Genomic DNA, 20,218 nt, shown 5'->3' with positions numbered 1-20,218 from the left:
CGGATATAATAAATAAAAAAGATGGGCTTCGCCCATCTTTTAGTTTAATTTTGCATTATCTTGCTTTTTTAAAGCTTTTAATTTCGCCGGTGTAACATCAGTACCTTCTTCGTTAACAACTTTAATTCCTTTAAGTTCGTTTAACATATTTTGACGAAATCCTTTTAAATATTGTTCACGTAGCGATTGGCGCTCACGTTGTTCTTCTTCAGTTAAGCCTTCAGCCTTTGCTTTTTTCGCTAAGAAGTTAATGCGTTCAATGAGTTCGTGACTTTGCATCTCGAATCCCCCTTTTACTCAAAACTGATTATTATCATACAATAGTTAGTCCTCTTTATCAAGCAATTGCTTTGTATACTCTACATATCTACGATGTACAGTCGCTTTTGAAACATTATGACCAAAGCCGCGAAGCGTTGCCGCAATTTCTTCGAAAGTAAGTTCACTCTTGCGCAAACGTACAATTTCCTCAATCGGCACTTCTTTCTTCTCTCGTCCTACGCTTAAATGACGATTCTTCAAATTATTTTCTGGACGATAACCTTTTTCTACTGCACGTTGCATACCACGTTTAATTTTCAAGTTATGAATCTTTCTTTGATACTCTTCAACAATACCAATAATATCTAATACCATCGAATCAGAATCCGATAATTGTAATTCTCCATTATGCGTATGCGTGTATACTTTTATTCCCTCTTTATGTAAACAGTGCATTAATGCAATCTTTGCATTCCCCCTACCAAGGCGCGTTTCATCTTGTATGAGTAGCACATCAATTTGTTCGTCTCGAATGGTATCCAGCACTTCTAATATACCGTCACGTTCAATCGTATACCCACTAGCCTGTTCTTCAATTACCTTAGCAACATTCATTTGATAGCGCTCAGCTAAATGCAATAATTCATCTTTTTGACGTAATAATGACGTTTCTTGCGCTTCTTTCGTTGTACTCACACGTGCATAAATAATTGCATTCATTATGAACCCCTCTTTCTCACTATTATTTCCCTCCAGTGTAACATAAATTCGCCTTTTGTTCGAACTTATGTTTGTAGAATGTTTTTTCGCATGTTATACTTATTAATAAGAAAAATGAAAGAAAACGAGGTGTTAGAAAACATGGAAAAGTTAACGAAACGCCAGCAAGACATTCTCGACTTTATTAAGCTAAAAGTACAAGAAAAAGGATATCCACCTTCCGTACGTGAAATTGGTCAAGCGGTCGGTCTCGCTTCTAGTTCTACAGTGCACGGACATTTATCACGACTAGAAGAAAAAGGATATATTCGACGCGATCCAACAAAACCACGAGCAATTGAAATTTTAGGTGACGATCGAATGGATGCAGAAACACAATCTGTTATTCAAGTTCCAATTATCGGAAAAGTTACTGCTGGATTACCGATTACAGCAGTTGAAAGTGTAGAAGATCACTTCCCACTTCCAGCTAGCATTGTTGCTGGAGCAGACCAAGTGTTTATGTTACGTATTTCTGGAGATAGTATGATTGAGGCTGGTATTTTCGATGGGGATTTAGTTGTTGTTCGCCAACAACAGTCTGCATACAACGGTGAAATTGTAGTCGCTTTAACAGAAGATAACGAAGCAACTGTTAAACGTTTCTATAAAGAAAAAGACCATTTCCGTCTACAACCGGAAAACTCTTCATTAGAACCTATCATTTTAAAACAAGTGTCAGTTATCGGAAAAGTAATTGGCGTATATCGTGATTTACATTAAGCATAATAAAAGAAGATAATTACCTTATTTATATACGGTAATTATCTTCTTTTTTGTATTTTGATAGATTTTAATATATTCTATTGCTTATAAACGAGTTTCAATCGTCACATCGCCAGCAGCTGTTTTACCGCTAATCTTTTTACTACCATTACCAATCGTTATATTTTTATTTTCTTCATTAAAAATCATCACTTCACCAGCAGCACTTTGCCCCGTTATAACTGCATCTTGTGGTTTTTCCAATAAAGTTATATCTACATCACCAGCAGTTGAACTTGCCTCTACATCATATTTAGGATCATGATCCATAATGTGCACTTCCCCACTAGCCGACTTCGCTGTTACTTTCCCTATTACTTTTTTAAAGTTCACCTCACCAGCTTTTGTAGATCCCTCCACACTCTTAGCTGTGACATGTTTTAAATTCACTTCTCCAGCGAGTGTCCCAACAGTTACACGATCACTTTTCACATCACTTATTTCTATTTGTCCAGCGGATGAATTTACTTTTATCTCTTGGTAAGAACGTTCAGGTACAAGGAGAGTTATTGTAGACGTTTGAAACCTAAAATCGTAAAAAGAAAAATCAAATGAACCACCTTTTTCTCTTTCCCCAATAATTTTTAATGTGTCACCATCTTCTGCAATACGAACCTCTTGTTTACGTGCATCTCCTGTGTGCTTTACATAAAAAGAAGAGTCGGGAGATTTTTGGACAACAATTTCCCCAGCGTCTAACTTAACTTCTATATTTTTTAATGTTTCGTTTTTAATAACGTCTTCTTTGTTTCCTTTTTCTGCAGTTTGTACTGCTTTTTCATACGTTTGTGAAATCCCTATTACTCCAATAATGATACAAGCGATTGCTACTAACAATATTTTTTTCATCATCTACTCCCCTTTTATCATTTTGAAGTTCCATATTACATAACGTACGCATAACTTTTTAAACCACTTCGTACTATAATAAGCGATAATACATAACAACAAACCTACTCCAACAAACGTTATACTAACGAATACATCCAACCATATAAAAGTACCCATAAATACTTTTCCAATAACGAAAAATGGTGTCACTACACTAGCAATCCCACCGACCCAAAAAGAAAATATAAAAGCGATAATTGCAACTAACGGGCCTAATACAATTATGAAATTAAACAAACTAAGTCCAATCGCTGCCATAACAGCCCTTGTTATATTGGTAGTTGATGGGTCTTTTTTCATTTCGTCAAAGCGATACAAAGCAAGTAAGTCTTTCGCAATTACTTTCGGAGAGCCAAGGCCCTTTATTATTTCCGATTCAGTTTTTCCTTCTTCTATCCCAAACTGAAAATGCTCTTCATAATCAAATAAAATATCTTTCCTCTCTTCTTCCGGTAACTTTCTAAGATGACTTGATAATTCTTTAAGGAACTGCTCTTTACTCATCCCATTCCACCCCTTCAATAATTTCTTGTACGCCTTTTGCAAAATCACGCCACTCTGTTACTAACAAATTCAGTTGCGTTTCCCCTTGCTCAGTTAGTTGATAATATTTACGAGGCGGCCCCTCCGTAGATTCTTTCAAATACGTTTGAAAATACCCTTCTTTCGTTAAACGACGTAATAAAGGATACACTGACCCTTCCGATATTAAAAATTTATTTGAGATTTGCTGTACAAGTTCATAACCGTAACAATCTTTACGTTTCACAAGTGCCAAAACACACAGTTCTAACACACCTTTTTTAAACTGAACGTTCAAGGTCAATCCCCCTTTCTCATTTCAGTACTGTTCAATACACGGTACCCTTATATCCATAATATACCACTCGGTATTATTCATTGCAAGGTACTCATTTATATTTACTCCCTAAATGTAGAAAACGTACAAATAAAAGCCTGAATAATGTCCTGTTTTAACTGGCCATCACTCAGGCTTTTATTCGATTCGAACTGTATGAATACAAAAATTCATTCACTCTTTCCCTTCTAAGAACCAACTTCTACTTGTTTACCTAATAAATTACGAAACACACCTTTTCTTTCTCGAGCTAGTTGGCTAAACTCCCCTTGTTGAACAACCTCTCCTTTATCTAATACAATTACTTGATCAGCATTACGTATTGTTGATAAACGATGGGCAATTACGATAATAGTCATTTGACCCTTTAACTCCTCTAATGCACTTTGAATTAACGCTTCGTTTTCTGCATCTAACGCACTTGTTGCCTCATCTAAAACTAAAATGGAAGGTTTTCTCAAAATTGCTCGTGCCAAAACTAATCGCTGTCTTTCCCCACCCGAAAGCTTAACTCCTCTATCTCCAATAAAAGTATCAAGTCCATTTGGAAGTGCTTGTACAAATTCAGCAGCGGCAGCAAAATTTAATGCAGCCCAAATCTGATCTTCACTTGCATTTGGTTCAATCATCAATAAATTTTCTCTTATGCTTGCATTAAATAGGAAGGGGTCCTGCTGAACATAGCTAATAGATTTCCTTAAACCCAATAAATTATCACTTGCAATAGTCGCATCATCTATTAATACTTGTCCTTTTTCCGGTTGAATCAGTCCCATCAAAATATCAATTAATGTACTTTTTCCAGCACCCGATCGCCCAACAATTGCTGTCATACAATTCGATGGAATTTGCAAATTAATATTTTGAAGAGCATATATAGGTTCGTTTTGGTTGTAACGAAAACTAACATTATTACATTTGATTCCTTCTTGTATAAGTAACGGTTTTATATTTTTAGATGATTGTCTTACATCTCCCAATTCAATTGCTTCGTTGCATTCTCTCTCCAATTCTAATAAAGACTTAAAAGCAGGAATATTTGCAGCTAATTGCTCCAAATTAGATTGAATCCCAGTAAACCTAGGCCATAGTCTAGAAAAAATAAGAACAATGACTATTAATTGTCCTGGCTGAGCCTGAAATAATTTTATTGATGTAAAAATAAGTAACGCAATTAGAATAGCAGATGCAAACTTATAAAAAAATTGCGATTGATTTTTCAACTTAATATATGCTAATTGTTCCTTTTCCATTTTTTCACACCAAGTACTGAGCCATGTATACCTAGACTCTTCTAACATGTTACTCTTTATATCTTTAATCCCGTTAAAGTGATCTGTTATACCACTAAGATAATCTCTTGCTATTTCAGATGTTTGGTTTCCTAATACCCTTGACTTTTTTATATAATGTTTAGAAAAATATGCAAGTATTAAGCCTGTACATAACACAAAAATTGTTATTTTTATCGAAAACCATAGAGCAATTCCAATTTGTATTATAGTAAAAATAAATGATGTTAAAAGTTGAAGAAATAAATTGGTTCCAACCATAACTCGTCCAAGTTCCTCAGTCAGTGAACTAATCAAATCTGACTTTCTCTTTTTCACAAAGAAACTCCAATTAACTCGTAATAGGGCATGATAAATTTGTAACCTTAAATAGTTTGTAAAGCGCATTATAATTTTCATATTTCGAAGAGCAAGATGTTGTTGTAAAAGCGATTGGACCACCACTAATATAATATAAATGCTTAGGATAAGTAACAACCTTACCGTTTCAGGGATTTCATGTAAAACTTCAAATATCGCTATACCCGGTATTGAACCCATATTTATTTCGATAATGCCACTAATATTAATCATAGGAAGTAATAAAAGAAGCCCTATCCCTTCCAATAAACTAACTAATGCCATCCCAAATAAATTTACATAAAGTATTTTCCCAGAAAAAGCATATAATTTATTCACAAAATACAAGAGATGTTTCACTTTTATTGCCTCCTATGTTAGCTCATGCTTCCTCACCCTTCTCCAGGTGCATAGAAAAGGTCGTAAGGGAAAATACAAAAAATGAAGGTATTTAGGTAACGGTAAAGTCTTTGCATCTATCGGATAAGGATACAAATGACTCAGTATAAATAAAAATCTTTGACGTTTTGACATTAATAAATATAAATGACGACTGTGATACTTTGATACTTCTTCCGGGATTGGTGGCGTGTGTAGATTTATCATTTGTTTTAAATAAAACAGTACATCCTGCGCTAATCTCCTAGCATGCTTTTTGTTTGCCCATATTTTCATTTCTTCAATAACTGTTGAGTTTAACAATTGATGTGACAGAATCAACGCCTGCCCCACTATATGTCCAGATTGATATTTATTTAATAGCCGATTAATTTCTAACCAATTCAGCTCTTGTTCTATCATTTTATTTACATCTACCAACCAGCGTAACCTTGACCATCCATGACGTGCTCCATGAGAACAAAGAAATACAAATAAATCCTCTTTCCCTAATACATATACAGGATTGCTTACTAATGTACTTTTTCTTTTCCTCTTCCATAATTCAACAAACTTCATTTCCTTCCCAGGACCTGGATTTAATCGCCAATGAATTTCCAGTTTGATTTTCTTTTCAGGGTGAAAAAACGTTATATGATGATGTCTCCATTTCCAATCATTTAATATGGTTTGAATATATTCATCCTTCACATACCCTTGTTCTAAAAGAATTCTTTCGGCTTTCTCCAACTGGTTAATCGGGATAAGAATATCCAAATCACAAGATGTTCTCAAGGAGACATCACCATAAAGATCATGCGCAAGTGCTGGTCCTTTTAAAAAAAGAGTATTAATCTCATTTTCAATAAACCATTTACTTACTTGCTCCATTTCAGCACTTAAAAAGAGCATTCGAAACATATTCTCTTTAAAGTTTTGACGCAATATATTCATAACATGAGATGGAATTAATCCTTTAGTTACTCCGTTCACCTTTGGATAAATATATGGATGCATCCGATGATGCATTGCCAATTCAAGAAACTTATTCCAATCAATATCTACAAGCCACTCACTTTGATTTCCAAGTACGCTATCATCATTACGCAACTTCAAAATTTCCAATAATAATTTTAACTCTTTAGACAGACATTCTACATTAAGATGAAAATCATTACTCATTTTATTCTCCTTTAGTTGTTTTTCAATCTATTTTCTTTGCAAACGTTCCAACTACAGTGAATTTCTCCATCCCTTCCGATCCAGTGATGTAAAAAGGACCACTTCGTAGCCACGCATGAGCAACCATTTTCCCATCTTCATCCTTTGCAGTTCCTAAATAAAGTGTACTCTCAATTTGGCGTCTCTCTAGCATTTTCATCCCAGCTATCGCTTTCACAAGACATTGACTGTCCCAAAGAGTATGGCGACTCGTAATTTGAATAACTTCAGCTATATTGTTAAGCATCCTAATATTAGATTCAACATAATTTAAAGATGTTTCATCCATATAAATACCTAATGTAGGGGCAGACTTAGAGAATGACATAAATTTGAGAATACGAGCCCATCCTAAATATATATATGCCTCCATAAATAAAAATCTTGTCTTCATATCTAGTGATAAAAAAACAGTTAACTTTTTTACTATATTCATTTATCTCCCTACTTCTTTTTTTAGATAGAATACTTGATCAAATTACTTAACTTCAACCAGCCCTTCTTCTAATAACATTTCTAAAAAGGAAAGAACTTGTCCCTCACATTGTAATTGTTCTACTTCATACTCTGATATTAAAGTAGTAACTAACTCAGTAACTGGTATTGGTTTTTCAATACGTTCCCATATTACTCCTCCCATTTTCCCTAAATTATAATATTTACCATTTTTTATACTTAACATGACTTTTTCCCCATCCATATCACTTACTACATTCCCTTTAACTTGTGCAACACATTGATTTAATAATATTGCCTGATTTTTAATCATAAATTATTCTCCTTTATTTATAGTTGTTAATATAAGGGACACTAATTGCGGGGCGCTATACCCTTTAGCTGGTCTACATAGTTCATACAAATCAACCTTATTTAAAATAGCGGCAGAGGCCTTAAAATGCCATTCCATTAATCCTAAACCTTGGATAAGGAAATTGCGAAATGTATGACGATATAGGGTATAAAACCGCTCAAGTTTTTCTATATGTCGAATTCCCACCTTGCCATCCTCTGTTTTCACTAATTCTACTATCCCTTCTAGTGGGACTGATTCAGCAATGTATTTGGAAAGAACTGGAACATTGTATTTGGTTTCCCTACCATATATCGATCGATAGTTGTTTGTACCCATTCCTAAATTATCCAAACTATCTTGCCATAATTTTTGTTGTGGATAAGATGGGATGACTACTGGAGAATTTGTCTCACTTGAAAATGCTATCGCTATGACATCATCGCTTAAAAATTGATAGCCTTCTTGTATAAATGCTGACGCAAGCGTAGACTTTCCAGCACCTGAATCTCCTACAAATGCATATGCTTTTCCATTAATAATTACCGCACTTCCATGTAATGGATATACTTTTCTTTGCATCAATATGGCACCCATGCAAGTTCCTAAAATCCAAAGTCGAATCATATCCTCTTCATACTCTTTCATAGGTGAAACAAATATTTTATTTCCATCTTGAATAGCAAATATTGCAATATCGGGAACCTGAAACATTACTAAATCTTTTTTAATTACAAATTCGTCTTGTTTATCAGCTAAATCCATCCATAATTCCGACAAATCTTTAATCCTTACCTCAATGTCTATTGAATCCATTTTATTTTGCACATTAGGTAATTCTGGTAATGAAATATCACTAATAATAAATAGGCCAAACGCATTATATACTATATTGGTTTTAGCTATTAACATTTTTTCACCCCAATATAACGATAGTAATATTAAATCTCCTTATACATTTTCACGTACAAGGAGATTTAGCATGCAAACAATCCATATCAAATATATAAAATCCATTTAACTTTAAACATTTGAGCAAAATGAGTTAAATACTTTATTTCTATTATCTAACTAAAAGTTATATCACCCTTTGGAGTATGGTCAGGAAAAGCAGCATCAGTATACTCTCCTTCTTTCCCCAACATTGTCATCTTCACATCCAACACCTCTAAAATAGGTTTCTCCCATTCTTTTTTCATATGATCACCTCCCTTCAAATAAACGTTTTAATGTACCGATAAACAATTAAACTACGCATTAAAACTTTATAATCGAAATTAATCGCATTTTCAGGGCTCACATCTTCTCTAACCTTGTATAGAGCTTCTTTTATGACCTGACCGTTTAAATACTCTAAAGCTGTTTCATCTACACTTAGTTGCTCTATTTCATCTATAAATGTCTTCCAATATGGCATCATTCGATGGACCCAATCCACACCTTGGACACCTCTAGTTTTTTGATTCAATCTAATCTTATCTGGCAGCATTTTTTCTGTAGATCTTCGGATTAAAGCTCGATCTAATCCATTTTGCACATACTGTTCTTCTGGTACCGATAAACAAAAACGAATTACACGTATATCATTAGTTGGATCACGCTTCCATAATCCATAGCGTAAAGATAGCTTTGCTGCAAGTGTACTACCAGCATTCCAATGAAAAACATCTTCAAAATGTTTTCGGCGTTCCTCATATATATTTGACTCAGAATACCATCCTGTTTGTTCTAACCCATATTCTTTAAATTTCTCGAAAATCCTTGTATTTTTTGCAAATTTCGGATTGATTAACATTGGCTTTTTATTTACTTTATTTTGCGAAAAAATTCGATTCACAGCCGGAAATCCAATCCTAAATATATCTGGTATTCTCCGTAATCTATCTCCACCTGTATTTTTACTATATTGATTAAGTTCTTTATAAAGACGAATCCATTTTAATTTTTTTAGTAGGATAGCATAGTACTCTAAGGCATATCCCCACGAAATGGTGAAATTCCCTCTATCACCATTTAATAACACGCCAACGCCTTCCTCATGAGCTTTTTCAAACATCCCTTTTAACCAAAATGAGTTTTCAAAAAACTTATATGGCGTCTCTAGTATTTCTAAAAAGCTATCTATCTCTGAATATGAATTTTTCCCCTTAAAATCTAAGTAATGCTCCCTAACTCCTCCTACATATTCTATAGTTGATTTGATATACACACTCTCATTAGGCACTAGCTGTTTAGGTGTAAAATCCACAAAATCATGTGGCGGAATATAACTGAAAGTATGTAACCGTTTATTTTCTTTCCTCATTGTATTTACCGCAAAACTCACAACAGCCCCTGAATCTAATCCACCACTTAACTGAGCACCTACATTAAGGTTTGTACGTAATCTATCATCTACCGCTTTTTGAAAAACCTCTTGAAATGCTTCTATGTACTCTTCGTTTGACTTTAATTCCAACCTCTCGTTTACAGTTAGAGTACAATATCTCATAAGCTTTATTTTATTTTTATCTATCACAATACTATGTGCTGGAGGTACTTGTTCTATGTGTTTATGCGGTGTGATTGAAGTATCTACCGCATCTATCATTCCAGATACCGCCAAATACTCAGCTAACCATAGTTCATTTAATTCCTTACGTACATACGGTAATGATAATAACGGACTTATTATCGTACAAAAAGCAAATCGTTGATGGTCACGAAAATAATAAAGAGTTCGACTTCCTGAAAAATCCCTTGCACCAAATAGTTTTTGGTTACGTTCATCCCAAATCATAAAAGCAAAGTCGCCAACTAAATACTTCGGGGACTCCTCCCCCCATTTTTGATAAGCACGTAAAATCAATTCACTGTCAGCAATCCCTTTTCTTTCAACATTATCCACTTGCAACCTATCAAACAATTCCGTTCTATTATCAATGATTGCATCAGCAGTAATAATTAATTTCGATTTAACATCATAATAAGGTAATTGTTCACCGATTGATTCTGGTGTGATCCATTGGGCATGGCAACCAAAGAATATATGTTCTTTATGCCATATTCGAATATCATCAGCAGGGTACTTACTTAAACACCCCATTAGTCCTCTTCCATGTTCAATCGATACAGGCTCGTTATTAAAGTGAATAATGCCAGCTATAGCACTCATTTTTCCCTCCTATTGTGTAATAAGTTGCTATAAATTCTTATATATATATATCTATTTAACGCTTACACTCTTCGTAATAAATTCTTTTTAAAGAACAAATCAACATATACTCCCCTGGTTAAGTAAATAATCCAATTACGCCAAGGTATAGATATGCTAAAAATAGCATTATATTTATCGTGAGTCAATCAAAAAAAAACAGTAAATTCAAATAATTAATTCAGGATAACCATCCTTTATAAAGAACGATAATTCAGATATATGATTCCAATATTTTTTGCCCTTTCTCCAACTATCAAGAAGTATCTATATATCAAAAACATTCACTTCTTATTTCTCTTCAACATATTCCATTTTATATTAATTTAATTATAGCCTGAATAACTCTCCGCTGATCCTCATCCGTCATATTGGACCCAGAAGGAAGGCAAATCCCATTTTCAAATAACTTTTTCGATACATCCTTATCTTTCTGATGAAAATAAAATTTATTTTTTTTAAACAGCGGCTGTATATGCAATGGCTTCCATGTAGGGCGTGCTTCAATGTTTTCCTCAGCTAAATCTGTCAATAATTTTTTAATAGTGATACCAGATTCCTTTTCATCAATCAGCATAGTTGTCAGCCAACGATTCGAACGAGTGTTTTCTAATTCCGGCATAAAACAAAATCCCGGTATGTGAGATAACCCTTCATAGTACCGATTAAATATAGACCTTCTAGCACGCACCCTATCTTCTAATACTTCTAATTGTCCTCTCCCAACACCAGCTAATATATTACTCATTCTATAATTGTAACCTATTTGACTATGCTGATAGTGAGGTGCTGGATCTCTTGCTTGAGTTGCTAAAAACTTTGCTTTTTCTATCGCTTCCGTATCATTAGAAACTAGCATTCCACCACCTGAAGTTGTAATAATTTTATTTCCATTAAATGAATAAATCCCAAACCTCCCGAATGTACCACTTGCTTTTCCTTTATATGTAGAACCTAAAGATTCTGCTGCATCCTCAATTACAGGGACATCATATTGATTACAAAGCGAAAGAATTTCATCTAATTTCGCACTCTGACCATATAAATGAACAAGAATGACAGCCTTAGGTAATTTTCCTGCCCTATCAGCATCATGCAACGCAAGTGCTAGAGCTTGTGGTGACATATTCCATGTTTCCGGTTCTGAGTCAATAAATACCGGTTCAGCTCCCAAATAAACAATCGGATTCGCACTCGCTACAAAAGTGAAACTTGAACAAAATACTGTATCTCCCTTTTGAACGTTTAATAATCGCAAAGCTAGATGAATGGCAGCAGTACCTGAACTAACCGCAGCCCCACCTTTAGCTCCTACAAAAGAAGCAAGCTCTCTTTCAAATTCATCTACATTTGGACCAAGAGGTGCAATCCAATTTGAGTCAAAGGCATCTTTTATATATTTTTGTTCATTTCCACTCATGTGTGGAGAGGAAAGGTAGATTTTCTCCTTATTTTTTATCATCATTCTTCATCTCCTTTCAATTTACTACATTAATAACTTTGGCTGGATTACCAACAGCAGTACAATTAGATGGAAAATCATTTATGACAACAGAACCAGCTCCAACAATAGACCACCTACCAATTTGAACACCTGGAATTATAGTAGCTGATGCTCCTATATGTGCCCCCTCTGCTATAGTGACAGAACCTGTAAGTGTAGCATGTGGTGAAATATGAACAAAATCATCAATTATATTATCATGTTCTATTATTGAGCCCGTATTTATTATGGTATGGTTACCGATGAAAGTATCCGCATTAACAACCACATTTGGCATAATTACCGTTCCGTTTCCTATATTAGCATTTGAACTTATAATGGCTGTTTTATGAATTAAAGTAGCATATATGCTACTTTGTTGATTTAATATTTCTGCAATTTTCCTTCTTATTTCATTATTTCCTATAGCAATAACGAGCTTTACATCATTAAAATTATTGATAATTTCCCTCGCATCTGCAATTGCTCCAAAATAAAGGTTATCTATAATATTTATACCTGTATACAAATCATCTAAATAACCGACTATTTCATATCCTTCATTCGATAAGATTATATCCCTTACAACCTTGCTATGCCCACCACATCCTATTATTAAAATTTTCATTTTCCCTCACCCTTTATTTCTATTTTCCCTCCAGTAAATCTCTCCATTGTCACATGCCCTACATGATTTATTCCCTCTGTTTTAAATACTTTTAATATTGTAAGTACAATTATTTTCAAGTCTAATAAAAAAGAGTGATTCTCTACATACCATACATCCAATTCAAATTTTTCTTCCCAGGTAATCAAATTCCTACCATTTATTTGTGCCCATCCCGTAATTCCTGGTTTTACATTATGCCTTTTAGCCTGTTTACTAGAATATAGGGGTAAGTATTCCATCAATAATGGCCTTGGACCTACTAAACTTAAATCACCCCATAGAACATTCATCAGTTGAGGTAACTCATCTAGACTATATTTTCTAAGAATTGCCCCAAAAGTAGTCAATCTATTTTGATCTGGAAGTAATTCCCCATCACTCCCCTTCTTATCTAGCATAGTTCGAAACTTATAAACATTAAACGGTTTTCCATGTAGTCCTGGACGCTGTTGCTTAAACAGTACAGGAGATCCTAATTTCAGCCTAACTAAGATTGCTACAACAAGAATAGGAAGCAAACATACAAATAATAACAATAAAGAAATACATACATCAAAAATTCTTTTCATGTACTATCCTCCTTACTTATTTACGTTTAATACCCCTAACACGAAGAACCATTTAAAACTTTATATGCAATTAAACAAAACAAAAGGCAACTACAGTTAGTTGCCCCTTGTTTTGTTTAATTACGTCATCTTTCATTAATTTTATCTCATCAAATAGTTTAAACATAGCTTGATTCCTATGCGGTATCTCTACTTATTTGCAAAGGATCGGTTACTCTATTAGTCCCTATAACTTTACACGTACGGATCAAAGACGCCATTAATATAATTATCCTTTTTTATATGTTCATCCCTTAACTTTATAACTACTGTGTCCACAATATTATCTTTAAAAATCAAAGTGATTGAGGATGAAATCTGATTTGCATTCAAGCCTATCATGTTTTTATTTGACCTAAATATATTATTTTCTATTAACATAAACTCACTCGTAAATGTTTCATTCCAAAAATTAATTATACTGTCTGTCGATTCCGAATTAAGGTATTCAAATGCATTATTATTAAATTCTATTCTTCCCCCAATGTCCCATAAAAAAAATGCCGAGCCCCATCTTCCCCCTCTAAAATTACTATTTTTCACTTTTAGCATCGCTATCCTTTGAGAAGACTCAACAGTAAAAAGGTTATAAGCATCCCAACTAAATGAACATCCATTAAATTCATATTCTGCTTGCGGAGTTTTTGTAACAAATGATATTGTACCGCTGTTCTCAAATTTACATCCCGTATATACTCCTGGTGGTAAATTCGTAATGATTCCTTGCGGATGTTTCGTATCTATAAAAGAAATATTATTTAATCTCCATCCATTTTTCATACCAGGTGATACACCTGTCAAACTTGTACCTTCTACAGCCCCTCCTTTAATAACACAATTTGATATAGTTTGCGGTTCTGCTGAAAAACCAATTATTGAACCTAACTGTGAAAAAGAATGAAATAAATCTCGATCACTAAAAAATTCACATTGGTTCACTTGAATACAATATGCTTTATCTCTTCCCATTAACAATGCGCTATTATGGAAAATACAGTTACCAATAAGCGCTTCCTTATCTCCTTGATCTATCGTGACTCGAGTAGCATACATTTGATTATTCGTAAAAGTTACTTCTCCACTTAAAACACAACTTACTTCCCTTAAGTGATTATTACTTATAATCACTTTCTCTACATTTTCGCCTACTACTAAAGAATTATTAACTAATTTATTTTGAATGATATTAATATATCTACCACCGACTACAACAACGTTATATCCCTGATTGTCATATATATTATTACGCTCAATGTTTATATATTGATTTAATCGATATCCATCTTCAATATCTATCGCTCCCTGAGGTGCTGTACCTTTCATTTTGTAAATTTCACAATCTCTAATATAAATTTGTTTCGCTCCAGATACACTTATTCCAAGCCTTCTACAATCATGTATTTTACATTTTTCGATAAATACATTTCGGGAAAATTCCGGAATTCGAACTGTTATTTTACAACCGTTTTCTGTAGGTACTGTACCTTGATGAAGAACGATTTTCGCATAATCTGCTTCTTTTGGAACACTCACTTCTTCAAAAAACTTTACCCTCTTAGCAGCCGTTACAAAAGTATTATCAGCTCTATAAAATAACACATCATATAATTCTGTGTATATTTCTGAACCAATTCCACCATAGCCATCTCCATACAAACCAAAATATCCCCATTTTATAATGCTACTATGATGTAAATCTATTTTTAAATTGGATCTAATTTTATTATCATCTACTATTAGGGAACCATTGACATCACTAATCCCCCCCACTTCAAATGTACCGGCAAAATCATATTCTCCAATTTGTCCCCATGTACTTTCCATTGCTATCCCATCGCCAGTACAATTTAAAATTTCCATATTATCTATTGAAATATAATTCATATTACTCCCCTCGGCAGGAGTCGTATTTCCTACTTCAATCCCATATCCCCATTCATGAGTATGAGGAATCGTTGTATAATCGTGTGTATCTTTATCACCTTCAACCCTGCCATTGGTAACCCGAGAAAATTTTTGATTTCTTTGATATCGTACGATTGCATATTTAACTAATCCATTACTTCTTATTTTTAAAGTTGATCCACCTAAATTTAAAGTCATAAAACTTTGTGGCTCAATTGGTGTATTTTCATCAATTAAATATGTCCCCATGGGTAAAACAACTTCTATAAATCCTTGTTGAGATGCCCATAATAATGCGTTATTAATCCCTTTAGAAGTATTATCAGCGTCCGTTCCATCATTTTTAACATTCCATCTCTCTAACTCAAGAAAATATGTGCCTGAAACCGCATTAGCAGATTCTGTTTCTCCAACCAGTGATTTTCTGGACTTAAAACCTCCAAATGTATTGCTTTTAAGTTTACTTACTAACCTCTCAAATGTATTCTCTGTTGATACTTTTACATTCCCTTTTTTCGTCCCAATAAATAACTCACTAGTATCTATACAAAAACAAAATTCTCCCTCGCTTAACACAGGAAGATTACTTTTTAAAACACATGTCACCTGAAATTTTGCCATGATTTATATATAACCTCCAACTAAGATGCAAGCTGAATTTCACCAAAAAATTCAAACTTATATCAGTGCATGGGGACAAATATTTTATATTCTGCTTACATACGTATCCCTTTAATAGAATACTATGCATTATATAAATACTATGTTAGGGCTAATGATTCACGATTTCTAATTAAAATCAAGTTTCATTTCATACTAATAGGCTTCAACAACAATATACTTCCTTAATATCTCAAACCAATATAATGTGCATACTTTTTATACCTAAATAACGTTTCGTTTCTTTTTAATTTGTAAAAACATCATACTAAAGATATTCCTTATATATTGAAATTCTGTGCTTTTATAAAAAATTAAAACGTATATTACATTTGGTACCAATAAGCAAATCACACCTTTTCCAACTAATGAAATAAAGGTACTACCTTCTATAAAATAATTACATATACTTGTAGTAATGAAACCTGTTACGACAGTTAAAAACACATAAAATACATATGTTATAAAATACTTCCAAACTGATTTCTTAAAAAGATTTCTATATACAATATAAGGCTGAATCCAAAGTACAGTAGCAATTGTACTAATCGCGGTTCCTATGAATATACCTACCAATCCAAACATTTTAGCTAATAGAATAGATAAGCTTAAATTGATTATCGCTTCAACTAATGGAATATACTTATCTTGTACGAATAATCCTGCTTTATTTTTAAAAATGGCTATCGCGGTTCGCATCCCTGTTAAATAAAAGTTTATGAGTATCACTACAAAAACTATGTTATTTAATAAATACTTCTTATCAAGCCACCACCCTATAAATGGCTCTAACAGATTAAATAAAAATATGGTACAAAAAGAAAAGATCCAAAAATTTACTAGATACGTCACTTTAAATATTGCATAGTTTTTATCATTATTCTCAGTTGCAATTAGATTTCCTACACTTGCTTCAATACCATTTAATATAGGATTTACTACAGCTGCTAATTGATTTATTATCATTGTATAGTTCGAATATATCCCGACCATAGCAAGGCCTACAAAAGATGAAATCAGTATATTATCCGTTCCAAATACAATATATCCTCCAATATTATGCAAAAACATCGCCTTTACATTTATAATTAATTTTTCTTTCGTATCATTATCTATAGAATATTTCTTTTTTGTCTTTATATAAGGATAGTTCTTATTAACAATCCTACCGTTTACGACATTTTGAATTACATATATACTCAACTCTATAACTAAATACAATATATAGTTTTTCGTGTACATTAGTATAAATATTTTAAATATTGTAGTTACCACTTGGAATAAGAGATCCACCCTAGCCAATATGTATCCTCTTTGATCAGCTTGTATTAAAGACCTCTTATGAGCATTTAAATAGGTAACTACATTTTTCACCACGAATATTGAATAGATTATCGCAACATTTGATATAGACTCCCCATCTTTCATTAAATAACTTAAAAAGGGATATATCATAGCACTTATTACTAAAATAATGATTGCTAAAATCCGATAAATTTTTTTATATAATTGAACAAGGGCTATAATTTTATACTGATTATTTTCTGCCAACGGTTTATACAAATTGTATACTATACTCGCTCCTATACCAGCCTCAATTAACACTAACATGGATAAAACATTAATTAACAAGCCATCTATCCCTAAATACTCTATTCCTAAACTATCCAAAAAAACTTTCCTAGATATAAATCCCAGAATTACAATAACTATTTGAGAACATATACTTATTGATATATTCTTAATTGAATGCATCGTTCGCATTTTTTATCCCCTTCATAAGTTGAACTAAACCATCGAGAGGTGAATATTCAAATTATATTATTCTGGATGATTCTCATCACCTCTTTGCAAAATTATTAATTAAAAATTTATACAATAATGGATGTAACTTGGTCGCCAATAATAAAAACTTTACACTTTTCCCATACTCTTTTAAACGCATTGTTTTATAAAAATAACGATTCAATATACCAATAACCTTATAATATTTACTCTTATGCTCATTAAGTTTTCCACTCACTGATATTAAATTTAAAACTACCATCGAACAATTTCCTAGTTTTAATATAACTAAGTTATATAACTCCTTATAATATCGCCCCATAAATTTACACATTTCATCATAGATTAAGACTGAATCAATTTTAATCTCTTTTACAGCCTGGTCCATCATACTATTATCACGCTTTATATAATGATATTTAGGTTCTCCTATGAAACATACTTTTTTACACTTATGAATAACTTTATACGTAAACGCTGTATCTTCATATGACATACCTACTGGAAATTTAATACCCTCTAATAATTGTCTTTTGAAAAGTTTAGTCCAAACAACTTCATCATACAAATTCCCTTCTAGCATTGCTTTCATCGCGCTATATCTATCATGAATAACAAACGGATGATTGCTTGAAATTACTGTTTTATCCTTGTAATGAATTTCACTACTACAAATAGCTATATCACAATCCTGTTCTACACACATACCATATAACAATTCATACATATCCACTTCTATCCAATCATCACTATCAACAAATCCTATATAATCTCCCTGTGCTATTTCTAATCCAGCATTTCTTGCAGAAGATAATCCACCATTCTCCTTATGGATTACTTTAATTCGGCTATCTTGAGTCGCATACCCTTCACAAATCTCACCACAACTATCAGGAGATCCATCATCAACAAGTATCAACTCAAACTCTTTGAACGTTTGCTTTAATATAGAATCAATACATTTATGAATATATTGCTCAACCTTATAAATGGGAACAATAATACTAATTTTAGGATTCATAATTGCACCCTTTCATTTACAATTAACTTAGAAAACGATTTACCTTTTCTAAATTGTTAAATTCCTCGTCTAACAAATTAGTGGTTACCTCTTCACGCACTCTTTGTTGATCCAAAAGATATTTAATCTTGTAATATAGGCTTTCCTCATTACACTCAGCAACAAAACCATTATATCCATCTATTATTTGCTCATATGCTCCTGTAAAATTAGTCGTTACAATAGGTTTTCTTAAACATTTCGCCTCAGCTAACGTGAGGCAATATCCTTCATGCCTAGAAGTTTGAACGTATATATCTGATTGATTTACATATGGATATGGATTTATTGCTGATCCTAATAATAGAAAATCCTGTTTCAAATTATACTTACATATTAATGTCTCATAATACTCTCTATCCTCTCCTTCTCCGATACAGTACCATCGTACTTCGTATCCCTCCTTACGTAGCATTGATAAAACTTTAATTGCAAGGTCTTGACCTTTTTCTTTTGAAAGTCTACCTACTGTTACTATTTTCATACCTTTATATTCATTATCAAATTCTACTTTTTCTTTCGCCATTTCATTTATTACATCTGGAAGTACAATATTTAAAAAGACACTTGTCTTACTTTTTACTTTAGGAAACTTCTCTATTAAATGTTTTTGTGCTTCTTTAGAAACTACATATATATTATCCAGCTGATTATATAATTTCTCATATAATTTTGTATTAACTTGATGTTGAAAAACATCAAAATGAATCCAAGAAATTTTCTTTTCTGAAGTCACTCTATTAACTATATAATAATCAATTATGTCAGTAGGACCTTGATATGCAATTGCAATATCATATTTATTCTTATTATGCGGAATATCTTTAAAAATCTCTTTATAGAAAACATATCTATCCTTTAAATTTTTTGATACCACATAAGTGAATAAAAAATTTAAACCCTTAATATATCTTGTATTTTCAAAGTATTCTTTAATCGTTTTCTTTGGTGGTTGCATAATTTTAGGTTTTATATTTTCAAACCAAGTAACTTCTTCTATATTTATCCAACTTGGTAATTGTTTTAAAAATCCCCCTCGCTTCTCCAACATCAATACTGTGACATCATACTTTTCTTTTGGTATTACAGATAACAAAGAAAGAAGTGATTTTTCTACACCACCTATATTCATACTACTTACCATAAATAGCACTCTCTTCATAACTATCTCCTTCTACCACCTAAAAGTTTTATATCAAAATAAAAAAACACCCTCGAAGATGTTTTCACAAAAAACATAATTTATAATAGCGAAACGTCCATATTTCTGTAATGCGATAATAATACCTTCTAAAACAA

General features: G+C 32.7%; 20 protein-coding genes. 1 reads left to right on the top strand and 19 read right to left on the bottom strand.

Annotated features, from left to right (window positions below; genetic code table 11):
* Positions 1-39: 39 nt before the first annotated feature.
* Together BAQ44_RS08535 and BAQ44_RS08530 are read right to left on the bottom strand one after the other, a co-directional pair.
* Entirely contained in the window at positions 40-279 is a 240-nt protein-coding gene (locus BAQ44_RS08535) for a DUF896 domain-containing protein (RefSeq protein WP_001190582.1), read from the bottom strand.
* 45 nt (positions 280-324) lie between these two features.
* Entirely contained in the window at positions 325-981 is a 657-nt protein-coding gene (locus BAQ44_RS08530; RefSeq protein ID WP_061677970.1) for a YneB family resolvase-like protein, read from the bottom strand.
* A 141-nt stretch (positions 982-1,122) separates the two neighbouring features.
* On the opposite strand from BAQ44_RS08530, the gene lexA reads away from it, so the two are divergent.
* A complete protein-coding gene (gene lexA / locus BAQ44_RS08525) occupies positions 1,123-1,743 on the top strand; it encodes a transcriptional repressor LexA (RefSeq protein ID WP_016086752.1) in 621 nt (206 codons plus the stop codon).
* Positions 1,744-1,830: 87 nt separating this feature from the next.
* Here lexA and BAQ44_RS08520 read toward each other — a convergent pair whose 3' ends face one another.
* The 17 genes from BAQ44_RS08520 to BAQ44_RS08440 form a co-directional block, all read right to left on the bottom strand.
* Positions 1,831-2,637 (bottom strand): DUF4097 family beta strand repeat-containing protein, encoded by an 807-nt coding sequence (locus BAQ44_RS08520; protein ID WP_071721490.1) that lies wholly within the window; start codon positions 2,635-2,637, stop codon positions 1,831-1,833.
* Positions 2,638-3,180, bottom strand: coding sequence for a DUF1700 domain-containing protein (locus BAQ44_RS08515; RefSeq protein WP_071721489.1), 543 nt, complete (start codon positions 3,178-3,180; stop codon positions 2,638-2,640). It abuts the gene before it with no gap.
* Entirely contained in the window at positions 3,173-3,496 is a 324-nt protein-coding gene (locus tag BAQ44_RS08510; protein WP_001102620.1) for a PadR family transcriptional regulator, read from the bottom strand. Before BAQ44_RS08510 ends, BAQ44_RS08515 begins: the two co-directional genes overlap by 8 nt.
* Before the next feature lie 227 nt (positions 3,497-3,723).
* Positions 3,724-5,526: an ABC transporter ATP-binding protein gene (locus tag BAQ44_RS08505; protein WP_071721488.1), complete on the bottom strand. Its 1,803-nt coding sequence runs from the start codon at positions 5,524-5,526 to the stop codon at positions 3,724-3,726.
* Positions 5,527-5,538: 12 nt separating this feature from the next.
* A complete protein-coding gene (locus tag BAQ44_RS08500) occupies positions 5,539-6,726 on the bottom strand; it encodes a nucleotidyltransferase domain-containing protein (RefSeq protein ID WP_071721487.1) in 1,188 nt (395 codons plus the stop codon).
* A gap of 22 nt (positions 6,727-6,748) precedes the next feature.
* Positions 6,749-7,201: a lasso peptide biosynthesis B2 protein gene (locus BAQ44_RS08495; protein WP_071721486.1), complete on the bottom strand. Its 453-nt coding sequence runs from the start codon at positions 7,199-7,201 to the stop codon at positions 6,749-6,751.
* 42 nt (positions 7,202-7,243) lie between these two features.
* On the bottom strand, positions 7,244-7,534 hold the full coding sequence (locus BAQ44_RS08490; RefSeq protein ID WP_061677965.1) for a lasso peptide biosynthesis PqqD family chaperone: 291 nt from the start codon (positions 7,532-7,534) through the stop codon (positions 7,244-7,246).
* 3 nt (positions 7,535-7,537) lie between these two features.
* Entirely contained in the window at positions 7,538-8,467 is a 930-nt protein-coding gene (locus tag BAQ44_RS08485) for an aldolase (RefSeq protein WP_071721485.1), read from the bottom strand.
* A gap of 155 nt (positions 8,468-8,622) precedes the next feature.
* Positions 8,623-8,754, bottom strand: coding sequence for a paeninodin family lasso peptide (locus BAQ44_RS30280; RefSeq protein ID WP_116758355.1), 132 nt, complete (start codon positions 8,752-8,754; stop codon positions 8,623-8,625).
* A 14-nt stretch (positions 8,755-8,768) separates the two neighbouring features.
* Complete coding sequence (locus tag BAQ44_RS08480) at positions 8,769-10,709, bottom strand: lasso peptide isopeptide bond-forming cyclase (RefSeq protein WP_071721484.1); 1,941 nt, start codon at positions 10,707-10,709, stop codon at positions 8,769-8,771.
* Between the two features lie 355 nt (positions 10,710-11,064).
* Entirely contained in the window at positions 11,065-12,210 is a 1,146-nt protein-coding gene (locus tag BAQ44_RS08475; RefSeq protein ID WP_071721499.1) for a DegT/DnrJ/EryC1/StrS family aminotransferase, read from the bottom strand.
* A 16-nt stretch (positions 12,211-12,226) separates the two neighbouring features.
* Positions 12,227-12,859 (bottom strand): acetyltransferase, encoded by a 633-nt coding sequence (locus tag BAQ44_RS08470; RefSeq protein WP_071721483.1) that lies wholly within the window; start codon positions 12,857-12,859, stop codon positions 12,227-12,229.
* Positions 12,856-13,470, bottom strand: coding sequence for a sugar transferase (locus tag BAQ44_RS08465; RefSeq protein ID WP_000821041.1), 615 nt, complete (start codon positions 13,468-13,470; stop codon positions 12,856-12,858). Before BAQ44_RS08465 ends, BAQ44_RS08470 begins: the two co-directional genes overlap by 4 nt.
* A 234-nt stretch (positions 13,471-13,704) precedes the next feature.
* Complete coding sequence (locus BAQ44_RS08455; RefSeq protein ID WP_071721482.1) at positions 13,705-16,035, bottom strand: right-handed parallel beta-helix repeat-containing protein; 2,331 nt, start codon at positions 16,033-16,035, stop codon at positions 13,705-13,707.
* A gap of 264 nt (positions 16,036-16,299) precedes the next feature.
* Positions 16,300-17,838 (bottom strand): lipopolysaccharide biosynthesis protein, encoded by a 1,539-nt coding sequence (locus BAQ44_RS08450; protein WP_071721481.1) that lies wholly within the window; start codon positions 17,836-17,838, stop codon positions 16,300-16,302.
* A gap of 76 nt (positions 17,839-17,914) precedes the next feature.
* Positions 17,915-18,880, bottom strand: a complete 966-nt coding sequence (locus BAQ44_RS08445) for a glycosyltransferase family 2 protein (RefSeq protein ID WP_071721480.1) — start codon at positions 18,878-18,880, stop codon at positions 17,915-17,917.
* Between the two features lie 22 nt (positions 18,881-18,902).
* On the bottom strand, positions 18,903-20,081 hold the full coding sequence (locus BAQ44_RS08440; protein ID WP_071721479.1) for a glycosyltransferase: 1,179 nt from the start codon (positions 20,079-20,081) through the stop codon (positions 18,903-18,905).
* Positions 20,082-20,218 lie beyond the last annotated feature (137 nt).

The sequence above is a fragment of the Bacillus mobilis genome (assembly GCF_001884045.1).
Classification (GTDB): Bacteria; Bacillota; Bacilli; order Bacillales; family Bacillaceae_G; genus Bacillus_A; species Bacillus_A mobilis.
Note: the sequence above shows the minus strand (reverse complement) of the source record. Positions and strands in the feature narration are given on the sequence as shown.